Raw genomic sequence first — 14,489 nt, 5'->3', positions numbered from 1 at the left:
GCATGGGGGACACTGGTCGTCGAAGCAGTGTCCCCCGACAGGAGCCGACCCCCATGCCCCGCATCGCCCTCTACCCTCTCGTCCTCTGCGTCCTCGCCGTGGCCGCCGCGGTCGTCTCGTTCGTCCAGGGCAGCTGGCTGGGCGTCGTCTGGGTGCTGCTGGCGGGTGTCACGTCCAACATGACCTGGTACTACGTGAAGCGCGGCCGGCCCGCCGGGGGCGACGGCCCGTCCGTCACGAGCTGAGCGTGCAGATCTCCGGGCTGTCCTCCCAGAAGCGGTAGACCACCTCGCCGCAGTACCGGGAGAAGCCGTCCACGCCCAGACCGCGCAGGATCGCGTCGACCCCGTCGAAGAACACGCCGTTGACCGACGGCAGCCACAGCACCGCGAACACGAACAGCAGCCCGAACGGCGCGAACGGCTCCACCTGCCGCTTGACGCCGTAGGACAGCCACGGCTCGATCACGCCGTAGCCGTCCAGGCCGGGCACCGGCAGGAAGTTCAGGATCGCCGCCGTCACCTGGAGCAGCGCCAGGAACGCCAGCGCGTCGCGGAACGTCCCGGGCACGCCGTCCAGGGCGTGCAGCCAGAACGGGGCCGTGCACACGGCCGCGAACAGCACGTTCGTCAGCGGGCCGGCCGCCGAGATCAGGCTGTGCCGCCAGCGGCCCCGGATCCGGTCCCGCTCGATGAAGACCGCGCCGCCCGGCAGACCGATCCCGCCCATGATCACGAACACCACGGGCAGCACGATGCTCAGCAGCGCGTGCGTGTACTTCAGCGGGTTGAGCGTCAGATAGCCCTTCGCGCCGACCGAGATGTCCCCGCTGTGCAGGGCGGTGCGGGCGTGCGCGTACTCGTGCAGGCACAGGGAGACGATCCAGGCCGCGGTCACGAACAGGAACACCGCTATGCCCGGCTGCGCGGCGAACCCGGTCCAGGTGGCCCAGCCGGTCACCGCCGTCACGGCCAGGATCCCGACGAACACGGGACTGACCCTGCGGTCGCCGTGGCGGGTGGTGGCGGTGGTCATGGGGGCGCTCCTGGAGTGCGGGGACGGTCGGTCAGGCGACCGTACCGGCCGCGGGCCCGTGGGGAAAACGTCTGGCGGTGGCCGTCCGGTTCCTGGAAGGTGGGGCGATGGCGCGCATGCGGGTGTTCTACGGGAACTGGCAGATGGAGTGCTGCGGCACGCCGTTCGCGGTCGGCGACGAGGTGGCCTGGATGCTGGTCCCCTACGCCGAGGAGGAGCGGCGGGAGAACGCCGGGTACGGCGCCGAGGCCGAGGTCGAGAACCACGCCGCCCCCGAGCAGGAGACGCTCGGCCGCGTCCACGCCGTCGAGCTGGTGCACCAGGAGTACCTGGTCCACACCGATCCGCGCCCGCGCGAGCTGCTCGACCGTGCGCGGCACCCGGACACGGAAGCCGGGGGAGTGGTCCTGCTGCCGTCCCCCTACCGCATGGAGCAGGTGCCCGGCGCGTGGACCAGGGAACCCGTCGACGCCTGCCCGAGGTGGTTCGGGAGCGAGGAACCCGGCCGGGGGCCCGGCCCCCGGCGGGTGCGGCGCACCGAGGGCGCCCTCGTCACGCTGGACGTCACGGGGGTCAGGTACGCCGTCGCCGAGGTGCCCGGCGCCACGCCGGACGAACCCGGTGACCGCCGCTGATCGCCGCAGGGACAATGGACCCGTGCGCTATTCGCTGCTCGGCACCACCCAGGCCCTCCGCCCCGACGGTACGGCCGTCCCGGTCGGCGGGGCGCGGCTGCGTGCCCTGCTGAGCGTGCTCGCGCTCCGGGCCGGCCGGCCCGTGCCCGTGGCAGTGCTGGTGGACGAGGTCTGGGGGGACGATCCGCCCGCCGACGCCGCCGGGGCGCTCCAGGCGCTCGTCGGCCGGCTGCGGCGGGCCCTCGGCGCCGGCGCCGTGGCCTCCGCGGACGGCGGCTACCGGCTCACCGCCGCGCCCGACGACATCGACCTCGCCCGCTTCGACCGGCTGACCGGCGACGGGCTGCGGGCGCTCGCCGACGGCGACCCGGCCAAGGCCGCCGCCGTCCTCGACGACGCCCTCGCCCTGTGGCGCGGCCCCGCCCTCGCCGACCTGCCCGACCGCACCGCGCAGGCGGCCCGCTGGGACGCCCGCCGCCTCGACGCCCTGCGCGCCCGGCACACCGCCGCCCTCGCCCTCGGCCAAGCCGAGCAGTCGCTGCCCGAGCTGACCGCCCTGTGCGACGGTCACCCGCTGGACGAGCCGCTCCAGGCGCTGCGGCTGCGCGCCCTGCGCGACACCGGCCGCCCGGCCCGGGCACTCGCCGCCTACGAGGACGTACGACGGCTCCTCGCGGACCGGCTCGGCTCCGACCCCGGCCCCGAACTACGCGCTCTGCACGCCGAGTTGCTGGCGGAGGAGCCGGTGGACGCGCGGCCCGCGGCGGGCCCGGGCAACCTGCCCGCCCGGCTCACCTCCTTCGTCGGCCGGGAAACCGACCTCGCGGCCCTCGGCGCCGACCTCGGCAGACACCGCCTGGTCACCCTGCTCGGGCCCGGCGGCGCCGGCAAGACCCGGCTGTCCCAGGAGGCCGCGGCGGCGGTACGGCACACCGTCCGGGACGGGGTCTGGCTCGCCGAACTGGCCCCCGTGGACGACCCGGACGCCGTGCCGCAGGCCGTGCTCACCGCGATCGGCGCCCGCGAGACCGTGCTGCACGGCGCCGGCGTGGAGACCATGCGCGCGGTCGCCGACCGGCACGGCGACCCCCTCGAACGGCTCGTGGAGCACTGCGCCCGGCGCCGGATGCTGATCGTCCTGGACAACTGCGAGCATGTCGTCGACGCCGCCGCCCGGCTGGCCGAACGGCTGCTGGCGCGCTGCCCGGAGCTGACCGTCCTCGCCACCAGCCGCGAACCCCTGGGCGTGCCCGGGGAGCTGGTCCGGCCGGTGGAGCCGCTGCCCGAGCCGGTCGCGCTGCGGCTGCTCGCCGAGCGCGGCGCGGCGGCCCGCCCCGGATTCCGGGTCGGGGACGACCCCGAGGCGTGCGCGGAGATCTGCCGCCGGCTGGACGGGCTCCCCCTCGCCATCGAGCTGGCCGCGGCCCGGCTGCGCATGCTGACCCCCCGTCAGATAGCCGACCGGCTGGACGACCGCTTCCGGCTGCTCACCTCCGGCAGCCGCACCGTGCTGCCCCGCCAGCAGACCCTGCGCGCCGTCGTGGACTGGTCCTGGGAGCTGCTGGACGCGGACGAACGGGACGTGCTGGCCCGGCTGTCGGTCTTCGCGGGCGGCTGCGACCTGGCCGCCGCCGAGGCCGTGTGCGGGCCCGTAGCCCTGGACGCCCTCGGTTCCCTGGTCGACAAGTCCCTCGTGGTGGCCGCCCCGTCATCCGGCGGCGGCATGCGCTACCGGCTGCTGGAGACCGTCGCCGAGTACGCCGCGGAACGGCTCGCCGAGACGGGCCGCCGTGCCGGCGCCGGCCGCGCCCACCTGACGTACTACCGCGAACTCGCCCGCACCACCGACCCGTTGCTGCGCGGACCCGAACAGCGGGCCGCCATCGACCGGTTGGAGCTGGAGTACGAGAACCTGCGCACCGCCTTCCGGTTCGCGGTCGCCCTCGGCGACGAACAGGAAGGGCTGTGCCTGGTGCTGTCCCTGGTGTGGTTCTGGCAGATGCGCGACCAGCGCATCGAGACCCGCACCTGGTGCCAGGAGGTCATGGCGCTCGGCCCCGACCCGTTCGCCGAGCCGGTGCGCCGCGCCCGGCCGGTGTGGCGGCGCTGCACCGAGACCCCGCCCCCCTACGCCGGCGAGGACCTCGCCGAGGCCCGGCGCGGTGTCCATCTGGCCCACCTGGCCTGCATGGACACCGAGATCGACACCTGGCAGACGCCCGCGGCGCAGGCGAAGCTGCGCGCGGTCACCCGGGCCTATGAGCCCGGCCTGCCGCAGACCTGCCGGGCCCCCGGCATGCTGTGGTTCTTCGCCGAGCTGCTGACCGGCCACGCGGAGCGCCTGCTCACGATCGTCGACGCCTGCGTGCGGACCTGCCGGGACACCCCGGGTTACGAGTGGGAGCTGGCCGGCGCGCTGCAGATGCGCGCGGGTCTCCTCGCCAACCGGACCGCCTGGGCCGGCGACGCCACCCGCGACGCCGACGAGTCCCTGGAGATCTACCGCCGCCTCGGTGACGCCTGGGGCACCACGGAGGCCCTGTCCGCCCGCGGCGAGGCCCACGAACGCAAGGGCGCCTGCCAGGAGGCCGCCGCCGACTACCGGGCGGCCATCAGGCAGGCCGAACGCCTCGGCGCCCCAGCCCAGATGGCCGTGCTCCGCGCCCGGCTCGGGGGCGTGCTCCTGGAGTCGGGCGACGCCGAGCGCGGCGAGCGGCTGCTCCGCGAGGTCATCGACAGCGATGCCGGCACCCTGCACGAGGCGATGCCCGCCGCCCGGCTGCTCCTCGCCGCCTGGCTCGGTCTGACCGACCGCACCGCCGAGGCGCGCGAACAGCTGCGGCTGCTGCGCGAGGAGCTGCCGGTCGCGCACTTCGTCGTGTTCGACGCCATGATCGTCGGCCAGCAGGCCTGGCTGGACGCCCTGGAAGGGCGCACCGAGGAGGCCCTCCCCCGGGTCCGCAGGGCGTTGCGGCTCGCCGCCGACCCGCTCTCCCAGGCCATCGCCCCGCACCTGCATTCCCTGTGCCTGACCTTCGCCGCGATGGCCCTCACGGGCGCCGGCGACGGCGCCGGCGGCAGCCGCACCGCGGATGCCGCCCGCTGTCTGGGCGCCGCCCGGGCACTGCTGCCGCCCGGCCATGTCGCCTCCCGCGCGGAGCAGCGGGCCTACGACATGACCGAGGCCCGCGTCCGCGAGGCGCTCGGCCCCGGGTACGCGGCCGCGTACGCCGAGGGCGGTGGCCTCTCCCTCGTGGAGGCCACCGCCCTGGTGTGAGCGCCGGTGAACGTCAGCTCTTCGTACGGAACTTGTGGATGGCGACCGGTGCCATGACCGCGGTGAGACCCACCGACCAGATCAGCGTCACCCACAGATGGTGGGCGACCGGGCCGCCCTCCATCAGGCCGCGGGCGGTGTCGGCCAGCGCGGAGAGCGGGTTGTAGTCGGTGAACGACTGGAGCCAGCCCGGCATGGAGGCGGTCGGCGCGAAGATCGACGAGCCGAACTGCAAGGGCATCAGCACGAGGAAGCCCATGGCCTGCACGGACTGCGCGCTCTTCATCATCACGCCGAGCGTGAGGAACACCCACATCAGGGCCGACCCGAACAGCGCGGACAGCCCCACGGCGGCGAGCAGGCCGCTCCAGTGGTTGATGTCGTAGCCGACCAGGACGGCGACCACCATCAGGACCGCCGTCGCGAACAGCATCCGCATCAGCTCCACCGCGATCTTCGCGAAGAGCACGGAGCCGCGCCCGATGGGCAGCGAGCGGAAGCGGTCCATGACACCGGAGTTGAAGTCCTGGTTGAAGCCGGTGCCCACGCCCTGGGCCATGTTCATGCCCATCATGGCCATGAGGCCGGGCACCACGTACTGGACGTACCGGTCCTGGCCGCCGCCCAGCGACTGCCCGATGGAACCGCCGAAGACGTACACGAACAGCAGCGTGAAGACGACCGGGAACAGGATGGCGTCGAACATCGACTCCGGGTCCTGCCGGATCCACAGCAGGTTGCGGCGGATCAGCGCGCCGGTGTGGCGCAGATGGGCGCGGAGCGAGATGGGCGTGTCGGCCGGGTGCGCGGCCGGCGCGAGAGTGGCGGCGCTCATACGGCGACCTCCTGACGGTCGTCGGCGGGTACGGCGTCCTTCGGGGCACTGGCACGGTGGCCGGTGAGGGACAGGAACACCTCGTCCAGGCTCGGCAGTTCGGTGGTGATGGCGGAGATCGTGATGCCGCGCGCGGTGACGGCGCCGACCACCGCGGTCAGCTGCTCGTCGCTCAGGATCGGCACCAGCAGGGTGCCGGTCTCGCTGTCCACGGTGGTGGTCGCGAGCCCGGTGATGCCCAGCTCGTCCAGCATGACGGCGAGGGGCCGCAGCTGGAGCGGGTCCAGCGGGCGGACCCGCAGGGTGCGTCCGCCGACCCGGGCCTTCAGCTCCTCGATCCCGCCCTTGGCGATGACCCGGCCGCGGTCCACGACGGTCAGCTCGGAGGCGAGCTGCTCGGCCTCCTCCATGTACTGGGTGGTGAGCAGCACGGTGACGCCCTCGCCGACCATCGCCTTGACCTCGTCCCACACCTCGTTGCGGGTGCGGGGGTCCAGGCCGGTCGTCGGCTCGTCCAGGTACAGCACGGCCGGGCGGCCGATCATCGAGGCGGCGAGGTCCAGCCGGCGCCGCATGCCGCCGGAGTAGGTGCTCGCCGGGCGCCGGGCCGCCTCGGTCAGCGAGAACCGCTCCAGCAGTTCGTCGGCGCGGGTGCGGGCGTCCTTGCGGGACAGGTCCAGCAGCCGGCCGATCAGGTAGAGGTTCTCCCAGCCGGGGAGCTTCTCGTCCACCGAGGCGTACTGGCCGGTGAGGCCGATGACCCGGCGCAGCTGCCGGGGCTGGCGGACGACGTCGTAACCGGCCACGGTGGCCCGTCCGGCGTCGGGGGTGATCAGGGTGGACAGGATGCGTACGAGGGTGGTCTTGCCGGCGCCGTTCGGCCCGAGCACACCCATCACGGTGCCCTCGCGCACGTCCAGGTCGACACCGTCCAGCGCTTTGGTCTCGCCGTAGTGCTTGACCAGTCCCCGTACGGTCACGGCGTGGGTCACGCCTGCGGGGTCGTCGTCGATGCGTGTCATGGGGATGACAGTGCCAGGGCCCACCGACAAACGGCCGACAGAGCGCCTACAGCTCCCGCCCGCCGTCTGTCGGCGGCCCGTAGGCGCTCCGCCGGCCGCTACGGCACCTGCTGGATGCGGCCGCTGACGATCTCCCCGCCCGCCACGGTGTAGGTGCCCCGGAACTCGCGCACGCTGCCGTCGTGCTGGCTCGCTCGGAGGTCGACGCTCACCTCGCCGTAGCCGTCGTCGGAGGCGGTGACGTCGACGTGCGCCGTGGAGGCGAAACCCGTCACCCAGTCCGAGTAGGTGCCCGGGGCGAGGTGGGAACCGCCCATGTCCCAGGCCGCCGAGTAGTTCCCGGCGTTGATGTAGTCGTAGTACGTCAGCACGACCGTGCGCGCGTCCTGGACACCGGCCGTGGACTCGGGCGTCCCGGTGTCCGAGGCGGCGCTGTCGTAGGACGGGGAGCTGTCGGCGGGGTAGGTCTCCGCCGCGCCGTTCCCGTCGTCGTAGGGGGACCAGGTGACGTCCGAGCCGTCGTACGTGGACCCGGGGGACAGGGGAGCGGTGGGGAAGCCGCCCGCCGAGGGGGTGCCGGGGCGGTCGGCGACGGTCACCGCGAGCGTCACGCCGCCGGCCGCCAGGACGGCCACCAGGGCCCAGGGCAGCCAGCCCGGCAGCCGCGTGGCGCCCACCCGCAGATACGTGCCCCGGCCGGCGGCCTCGGCCGGTTCCCCGGCGGCGTACGGCGCCCCGCAGCGGGGACAGTCCGGCCGCGCGGTGTCCTCGGCGCGCGCGCCGCAGTGAACGCAGAAGTGCATGGCCCCGTCCTCCTTTACAGGCCCCGGACGGCCTCTTCGATCGTCACCGCGAGGGAGGCCAGCGCGGTGACGCCGGGCACGGCCTCCACCAGCGCCCTCGCGACCCGGCGGAGCTTTCCCGTACGGGGTTCCGGCGCGGCCAGCTCCTCGCGCGCGTCCTGGGCGAACTCCGCCAGGTCCTCCCGTTCCGGGTGGTCCGAGCCGCGCAGTTCCTCGATGAACCGGGCCAGCAGCTCGCTGATCTCCTGCGGGGTCGCCACCGGGCCGTCGGCGGCCTCGGCCGCTGCCCGTTCCGTGACCCGGAAGTCGACGCGCGCGTTGCTGCCGCTCGCGACCACCGCGTTCCTGACCTGTGCGTTCCCCGTCGCGATGACGCCGTCGTTGCTGCGTCCGTCCATGCCGGTCCCCGTTCGTCCGTTCGGTGTGCCGTCGCCGTCAGTCCGTGTTGGGCCGCGGGATCTTGCTGAGGATGGTCGAGATGCGGGACCTGTCGCCCGAGGCGACCGAGCTGGACTCGACCTTCGCCCCCGCGGTGGCGATGATGCCGTTGTTGATGATGGTCTCCTGACGCTTGATCAGGTCACCGGCGTCGATGTCGTGTGCCAGGGCGAACTCCACCAGGGCGTCCAGGATGCGCCGTTCGACGGTCTTGAGGACCATGCCGGAGTCGACCTTCTGGAAGTACCGCCGGTGGTCCGTGGCGGAGGCGAGCTGCCGCACGCTGTCGCGCGCCCCGTAGTCGAACATCCTCAGCCGGGTGATCTGCCGGTGCTGCTTCTTCAGCCGGCTGCGCAGCCGGAAGTCCGGGAAGAAGCCCATGACCGCGCGCGGCGGCGAGGCGAGCAGCACGAACGGTGTGCTGGCCAGGGTCTGGAACACCATGGTCAGGAACTGGCGTGGCGAGGGGTACGGCATGAGGCTGTCGATGGTCCGGTAGCGGTCCAGCAGCGGGCACAGCACGGTGGGCAGGGCCTCCACGAACAGGTTGGAGTCCGAGCGCACGAGCCGCAGGAACATCGAGGTGATCAGCTCCCCGCCCCAGCCCGAGGAGTGCGTGACGAGGTAGACGCGCGCGGTCTCCTCCGGGGCCCGCTTCAGGGCGTCCAGCCGGTCGGGGCCGATCTGGGCGGCGGGGCGGCCGAGCGGGTCCGGCAGGAAGCGGGTGTCACCCAGCAGCGCCGACCCCTCCACGAAGACCCGCTCCTCCAGTTCCAGGCAGGGCAGCGACAGCTCGCCGACCCGCCGGGCGATGTGGGCGTACAGGTCCGCGACGTCGAACTCCCGCGGCCGCACGCCTTCGCGTCCCGAGGTGGTCACGTCGAAGATCAGCGACCAGGAGTCGAGTTCCTGGCCGTAGCCGGTGAACGGGGAGTAGTCGCTGTAGACGGTGAGGTTGCCGTGTGCGTACTCGTCGATCTGGCGCAGCCGCCGGGCCGCGGACTCGTTGGGCGGCGGGGGCGCCTGCGCCGGGTCGAACCGGTCCGGCCGCAGCCGCTGGAGGCGCTCGCCGTACTGGGTGGAGAGCGCGAAGACCAGCGTCGTCAGCCAGGCGAACAGGAGCATCAGCAGGACGGCCGTGCCGCTGTGCAGCACCAGCAGCCCGATGGCCAGGATCAGGAACTCGGCCGCCAGCAGCAGGTCCCTGGCGTGCCGCCGCGCGTTGGCCTCGTAGGCGTACCGCAGGACCACGGGTACGTCGCACCCGGGAGCCGGTGCCACGCCCAGATGGGGTTCGGCGGCGATGTCCCGGATCAGTGAGTCGGCGTACTGCCGGTCCAGGAAGACGGCCGCGCACATGTACCGGGTCAGGTCCCGGCCGCCGGTCCAGCGGGGAACGGCGAGGCCGCGTGCCGGGCGCGCCGGTCCGGCGACGGCCAGCGTGGCCCCGCAGCCGCCGCAGAAGGCCGCCTCCGGCACGGTGGCGGCGGAGCAGTCGGGACAGGTGGCCTGCGTCTGGATCATCGTCGCTCCCCCGGATGTGAGACGGCCCACATCGTCAAGTGCACCACTCACGGGGGACCGGGAGGCCCCAGGAGCGTTTTCGAGGCCACTCCGTTACGTGGAGTTCGACAATTCCCCTTACGCACGGGGAAGTTGAGGTCAGAGGTGCACGGTGCCGGCCGGAAAAGGGGCAGCCCGCCGACGGGGGACGATCGGCGGGCTGCCCGGGGTGGTGCCGCAGTGGCTAGTGGACGGAGTGCTCCTCCAGCGGGAACGTTCCGCCGACGACGTCCTCCGCGAACGCCTTGACCGCCGTGCCCATGACCTCACGCAGGTCGGCGTACTTCTTCACGAACTTCGGCATCCGGCCGGACGTCAGACCGAGCATGTCGGTCCACACCAGCACCTGCGCGTCCGTCTCCGGGCCGGCCCCGATGCCCACGGTCGGGATGTGCAGCACCCGGGTCACCTCGGCCGCCAGCTCCGCCGGGACCAGCTCCAGGACGACCGCGAAGGCGCCCGCGTCCTGCACGGCCTTCGCGTCCCGCAGCAGCTGCTGCGCCGCCTCCTCGCCCCGGCCCTGCACGCGGTAGCCCATCGCGTTGACGGACTGCGGGGTCAGGCCGATGTGGGCCATGACCGGGATGCCGGACTCCACCAGGAGGCGGATCTGCTCGTGCGAGCGCTCGCCGCCCTCCAGCTTGACCGCGCCGACCCCGGCCTCCTTCACCAGCCGGGTCGCCGAGCGCAGCGCCTGCACCGGACCCTCCTGGTAGGAGCCGAAGGGCAGGTCGCCGACGATCAGGGAGCGGGTCGTGCCGCGGACGACGGCCGCCGAGAGCATGGTCATCTCGTCGAGGGTGACGGGCACGGTGGTCTCGTAGCCGAGGTGACAGTTGCCCGCCGAGTCACCGACGAGGATCACCGGGATCCCGGCCTCGTCGAAGACGGACGCGGTCATCGCGTCGTAGGCGGTGAGCATGGGCCACTTCTCGCCCCGGTCCTTGGCGAGGGCGATGTCGCGGACGGTGATGCGACGCGTGCCCTTCCCCCCGTACAGCGCCTTGCTGCCGTCGGAGGGCTTGTTCTGGGCAGCCGAGAGCTGCGTCATGGCAACGGCTCCTTCAGTCATCTCGAGGCGCCCTGACGGCGTCCCCGGACCGCCTCCATGGTGGCACCTCGTGCCAGACACGGCCAGAGGGGGTCCCTGTGATTAAGGCCTTGGCAAAGAAAATAAGATACGAGACGGTTCCGTATCGAAATGGTCATAGGGTCGGACCCATGACAAGTCCCGTCCCTGCCCCCCGGATACCGGAGGCGGTGCACCGGCGCCGCTGGGCGATCCTGGGCGTGTTGATGCTGAGCCTGCTCATCGTGGTGCTCGACAACTCGATCCTGAACGTCGCCATCAAGACCATCTCCACCCCGGCGCCCACCGGCCTCGGCGCCACCCAGAGCCAGATCGAATGGGCGATCAACGCCTACACCCTGGTCTTCGCCGGCCTGCTGTTCACCTCCGGCCTCGTCGGCGACCGGATCGGCCGCAAGAAGGTGCTCCTCGGCGGCATCGCCGTGTTCGGCATCGGCTCGGCGCTCGCCGCCGAGTCCGGCTCCCCGACCCAGCTGATCGCCTACCGCGCGCTGATGGCCGTCGGCGCCGCCTTCGTCATGCCCGCCACCCTCGCCGTACTGATGAACGTCTTCGAGCGCGACGAGCAGCCCAAGGCCATCGGCATCTGGGCCGGCGGCGTCGGCCTCGCCATCGCCATCGGCCCGATCACCGGCGGAGCCCTCCTCGACCACTTCTGGTGGGGCTCGGTCTTCTTCGTCAACGTGCCGATCGTCATCCTCGCGCTCGTGCTGATGGTGTGGCTGGTGCCCGACTCCCGCGACCCCAGCCCCGGCCGCCTCGACCCCATCGGTGTGGTCCTGTCCGTCGTCGGCCTCGTCCTGCTGGTCTACGGCATCATCAAGGGCGGCGAGCTGGCCGACTTCACCGACCCGAAGGTCCTGGCGACCATCATCGCCGGCCTCGTCGTCCTCGCCGGGTTCGTCGTCTTCGAGAAGCGCAGCGACCATCCGTCGCTGGACGTCAGCTACTTCAGGAACAAGGCCTTCTCGGCCGCCATGAGCGCCATCGCGCTGGTCTTCTTCGCGCTGATGGGCGTCACGTTCTTCGGCGTCTTCTACACCCAGAGCGTGCGCGGCTACTCCCCGCTGGAGTCGGGCGTGCTGATGCTGCCCCTGGCCGTCGCCCAGCTGATCTTCGCGCCGCGCGCCCGCCTGGTGGTCGACCGGTTCGGCAACAAGGCCACCACCACCGCCGGTCTGCTGCTGATCGCGGCGACGCTGGCCGCGTTCGCCGGCTTCGAGGCCGACACCCCGATCTGGCTGCTGGAGGTCGTGTTCTTCCTGATGGGCACCGGCATGGCGCACATCATGACCCCCACCTCGGTCGTCATCATGCAGGCCCTGCCGCGCGAGAAGGCCGGCTCCGCCTCCGCGCTCAGCAACACCTTCCGCCAGGTCGGCGGCGCCCTCGGCATCGCCGTCCTCGGCTCGGTGCTCGCCACCTCGTACCGCGACGGGATCGAGGGCAGGCTCGGCGCGCTGCCGCCGGCCCTGCGTGACACCGCGGGCGAGTCCATCGAGGCCACCCTCGGCATCGCCGAGAAGCTGGGCCCGCGGGGCCAGGCCCTGGTCACCCCCGCCCACGACGCCTTCCTGCACGCCATGCACGTCACCGCCCTGTGCGGTACGGGTGTCGCGCTGGTCGGAGCCGTGGTCGTGGCCCTGTTCCTGCCGGGCAGGCCGCCGGCCGGGCAGCCCAAGGACAAGGAGACGGAGCTGGTCGGCGCGAAGGACTGACGGTCCGGCGCGACTTTCACGGGGGAAGGAGCCCGCTGCGGGACAATTCCCGCAGCCAGTGAGAGGACGGTACGACGTGAGCCTTGCCGACAGCCGGCCCCGGCCGGAGGGACCCGCACGGGGCCGGCCGCGCAGCGAAGCGGTGGAACACGCCATCCTGGAAGGCGTGATGAAGCTCCTGGAGGAGGGCGTCCCCCTCGCCGAGCTGTCCATCGAGCGCGTCGCGCGCACGGCCGGGGTCGGCAAGGCCACCATCTACCGCCGCTGGAGCGGCAAGGAGGAACTGTTCGTCGACGTCGTACGCGCCGCCGAACCCCCCGACCCCGAACTCCCCGGCACCTCCCTGCGCGACGACCTCGTCGTGCTGCTGGAGTCGCTGCGCCGGCGCGGTCTGGCCAGCCGCTCCTCGGCGATCCTGCACAACGTGTACGCGCAGATGAAGAGCAGCCCCCGGATCTGGGCCGCCTACCACGCCAGCGTCATAGAGCCCCGCCGCGTCCTCGGCCTGGACGTGCTGCGCCGGGGGCGGGAGAACGGCGAACTGCGCGCGGACGTCGACCTGGAACTGGCCAACGACATGTTCGTCGGCCCCATGCTCGTCCGCGCCGTCATGCGCCCGGACGGGGACCTGCCCGAGGGGCTGGCGGAGCAGATCGTCGACACGGTCCTGGCCGGCCTACGGCCCGTCAGCTCCACAACCTCGTCACGCTGATGTGCGCGTTTCGTCACAGACCCCGCCTGGACGGGCACTAACCGGAACTCCTCGTCCCGCCCCGGTCGTCCTCCTCTTCCGTAAGGCCGTCACGCGACGGCGGGAACGGAGCCGATCATCCCCTAGGGTCGGAAGCGGACGGGGGACGAACGGTGTGCACGGCAGGCAGTGAGGCAGACGGTATGGCGCAGCAGGCGTACATGACGGAGACGGACAACGGCGGCTCGGGGCCCGAGCGACCGGGATCCCGGCTTCGGCGCCTCGCGCACCGGCTGACCGCCGGCTGGAGAGGTGATCCACGCGTCTGGCGCCGTGGCCTCGTGCTGGCCGCGCTGGCCCTGCTTCTCGGCCTGGTGATGCTGGTGCACTCCCGCATCCCGAACCGGGTGGGCAACCTCGGCAGTCTCACCGAGACTTTCCTGCCCTGGCTGGGCCTGGCCGTCCCGGTGCTGCTGGTCCTCGGCGTGCTGCGCCGGTCGGCGACCGCGCTGGTCGCCGTGCTCCTCCCGGCGGTCGTGTGGCTGAACCTGTTCGGCGGGCTGCTCACCGACCGGTCGGGCGGCGGCGGCGACCTGATGGTGGCCACCCACAACGTCAACGCCGACAACCCCGATCCGGCCGCGACCGCCCGCGACGTGGCCGCCTCGGGCGCGGACGTCCTGGCCCTGGAGGAGCTGCCCGGCTCCGCCGTCCCCGTCTACGAGAAGGCGCTGGCGGCGACGTACAAGTACCACGCGGTGGCCGGTACGGTCGGCCTGTGGAGCCGGTACCCGATGGCCGGCGTCGAGCCCGTCGACATCAAGCTCGGCTGGACGCGGGCGATGCGCGCCACGGTCACCACTCCGAAGGGCCCGGTCGCGGTCTACGTCGCCCACCTGCCCTCGGTGCGGGTGAAGTTGAAGGCCGGGTTCACCGCCCGGCAGCGCGACAAGAGCGCCGACGCGCTCGGCGAGGCCATCGCCGACGAGCCGCTCAAGCGCGTCGTGCTGCTCGGCGACCTGAACGGCACGATGAACGACCGTTCGCTCAACGCCGTCACCTCGCAGCTGCGCTCCACGCAGGGCGCGGCCGGCAGCGGCTTCGGGTTCAGCTGGCCGGCGTCGTTCCCGATGGCGCGGATCGACCAGATCATGGTCAAGGGCGTGCGCCCGCAGAGTTCCTGGACGCTGCCCCGCACGAACAGTGACCATCTGCCGGTGGCGGCCCGCGTGAGGATGTGAGCCGTCCCACAGCTCGGCCGGTGACGGCACTCACATCGGCAACCAGGGCGTCATCTGCTGGAATACTGGGCCGGAGAGGCTTTGTTCCGTACGGGAACATACCCGCGGATCTGTACGGCACCACCTCTCTGAAAGGCCCTT

The 14,489-nt window shown here is 72.6% G+C and carries 13 protein-coding genes; 6 read left to right on the top strand and 7 right to left on the bottom strand.

What is annotated here, in order from left to right; translation table 11 throughout:
- Positions 1 to 2 precede the first annotated feature (2 nt).
- Positions 3 to 245, top strand: coding sequence for a hypothetical protein (locus tag AB0F03_RS01740; protein WP_361985299.1), 243 nt, complete (start codon positions 3 to 5; stop codon positions 243 to 245).
- On the opposite strand, the gene AB0F03_RS01735 is transcribed toward AB0F03_RS01740, so the two are convergent.
- Positions 235 to 1,035, bottom strand: coding sequence for a site-2 protease family protein (locus AB0F03_RS01735; protein WP_361985296.1), 801 nt, complete (start codon positions 1,033 to 1,035; stop codon positions 235 to 237). The two genes, AB0F03_RS01740 and AB0F03_RS01735, sit on opposite strands and share 11 nt — an antisense overlap.
- 107 nt (positions 1,036 to 1,142) lie before the next feature.
- Between AB0F03_RS01735 and AB0F03_RS01730 the strand changes: the two genes are divergently transcribed.
- Both AB0F03_RS01730 and AB0F03_RS01725 read left to right on the top strand, forming a co-directional pair.
- Positions 1,143 to 1,670 carry a DUF6578 domain-containing protein gene (locus tag AB0F03_RS01730; RefSeq protein WP_361985293.1) on the top strand — a complete coding sequence of 176 codons (528 nt, stop codon included), beginning with the start codon at positions 1,143 to 1,145 and terminating at the stop codon, positions 1,668 to 1,670.
- A 22-nt stretch (positions 1,671 to 1,692) separates the two neighbouring features.
- Positions 1,693 to 4,947 (top strand): BTAD domain-containing putative transcriptional regulator, encoded by a 3,255-nt coding sequence (locus AB0F03_RS01725; protein ID WP_361985291.1) that lies wholly within the window; start codon positions 1,693 to 1,695, stop codon positions 4,945 to 4,947.
- 13 nt (positions 4,948 to 4,960) lie between these two features.
- Here AB0F03_RS01725 and AB0F03_RS01720 read toward each other — a convergent pair whose 3' ends face one another.
- The 6 genes from AB0F03_RS01720 to panB all read right to left on the bottom strand — a co-directional run bounded on the left by AB0F03_RS01720 (position 4,961) and on the right by panB (position 10,659).
- The gene (locus tag AB0F03_RS01720) at positions 4,961 to 5,782 is read right to left on the bottom strand and encodes an ABC transporter permease (protein ID WP_361985288.1); all 822 of its coding nucleotides are present in this window, start codon (positions 5,780 to 5,782) and stop codon (positions 4,961 to 4,963) included.
- Positions 5,779 to 6,804: an ATP-binding cassette domain-containing protein gene (locus AB0F03_RS01715; RefSeq protein ID WP_361985285.1), complete on the bottom strand. Its 1,026-nt coding sequence runs from the start codon at positions 6,802 to 6,804 to the stop codon at positions 5,779 to 5,781. The genes AB0F03_RS01720 and AB0F03_RS01715 overlap by 4 nt, the downstream gene beginning before the upstream one ends.
- A gap of 98 nt (positions 6,805 to 6,902) precedes the next feature.
- Positions 6,903 to 7,607, bottom strand: coding sequence for a hypothetical protein (locus AB0F03_RS01710; RefSeq protein ID WP_361985283.1), 705 nt, complete (start codon positions 7,605 to 7,607; stop codon positions 6,903 to 6,905).
- A 14-nt stretch (positions 7,608 to 7,621) separates the two neighbouring features.
- Positions 7,622 to 8,005, bottom strand: a complete 384-nt coding sequence (locus AB0F03_RS01705) for a hypothetical protein (RefSeq protein WP_361985280.1) — start codon at positions 8,003 to 8,005, stop codon at positions 7,622 to 7,624.
- A gap of 37 nt (positions 8,006 to 8,042) precedes the next feature.
- Positions 8,043 to 9,569, bottom strand: a complete 1,527-nt coding sequence (locus tag AB0F03_RS01700; protein ID WP_361985277.1) for a zinc ribbon domain-containing protein — start codon at positions 9,567 to 9,569, stop codon at positions 8,043 to 8,045.
- Between the two features lie 223 nt (positions 9,570 to 9,792).
- On the bottom strand, positions 9,793 to 10,659 hold the full coding sequence (panB, locus tag AB0F03_RS01695) for a 3-methyl-2-oxobutanoate hydroxymethyltransferase (protein WP_361985274.1): 867 nt from the start codon (positions 10,657 to 10,659) through the stop codon (positions 9,793 to 9,795).
- Positions 10,660 to 10,829: 170 nt separating this feature from the next.
- On the opposite strand from panB, the gene AB0F03_RS01690 reads away from it, so the two are divergent.
- The 3 genes from AB0F03_RS01690 to AB0F03_RS01680 all read left to right on the top strand — a co-directional run bounded on the left by AB0F03_RS01690 (position 10,830) and on the right by AB0F03_RS01680 (position 14,348).
- Positions 10,830 to 12,416: an MFS transporter gene (locus AB0F03_RS01690; RefSeq protein ID WP_361985271.1), complete on the top strand. Its 1,587-nt coding sequence runs from the start codon at positions 10,830 to 10,832 to the stop codon at positions 12,414 to 12,416.
- A gap of 76 nt (positions 12,417 to 12,492) precedes the next feature.
- The gene (locus AB0F03_RS01685) at positions 12,493 to 13,128 is read left to right on the top strand and encodes a TetR/AcrR family transcriptional regulator (RefSeq protein ID WP_361985268.1); all 636 of its coding nucleotides are present in this window, start codon (positions 12,493 to 12,495) and stop codon (positions 13,126 to 13,128) included.
- 182 nt (positions 13,129 to 13,310) lie between these two features.
- Complete coding sequence (locus tag AB0F03_RS01680; RefSeq protein ID WP_361985265.1) at positions 13,311 to 14,348, top strand: endonuclease/exonuclease/phosphatase family protein; 1,038 nt, start codon at positions 13,311 to 13,313, stop codon at positions 14,346 to 14,348.
- Positions 14,349 to 14,489: the final 141 nt, after the last annotated feature.

The sequence above is a fragment of the Streptomyces sp. NPDC028722 genome (assembly GCF_040637655.1).
In the GTDB taxonomy this organism is placed as follows: domain Bacteria; phylum Actinomycetota; class Actinomycetes; order Streptomycetales; family Streptomycetaceae; genus Streptomyces.
This window is presented reverse-complemented; position numbering and strand designations above follow the sequence as displayed.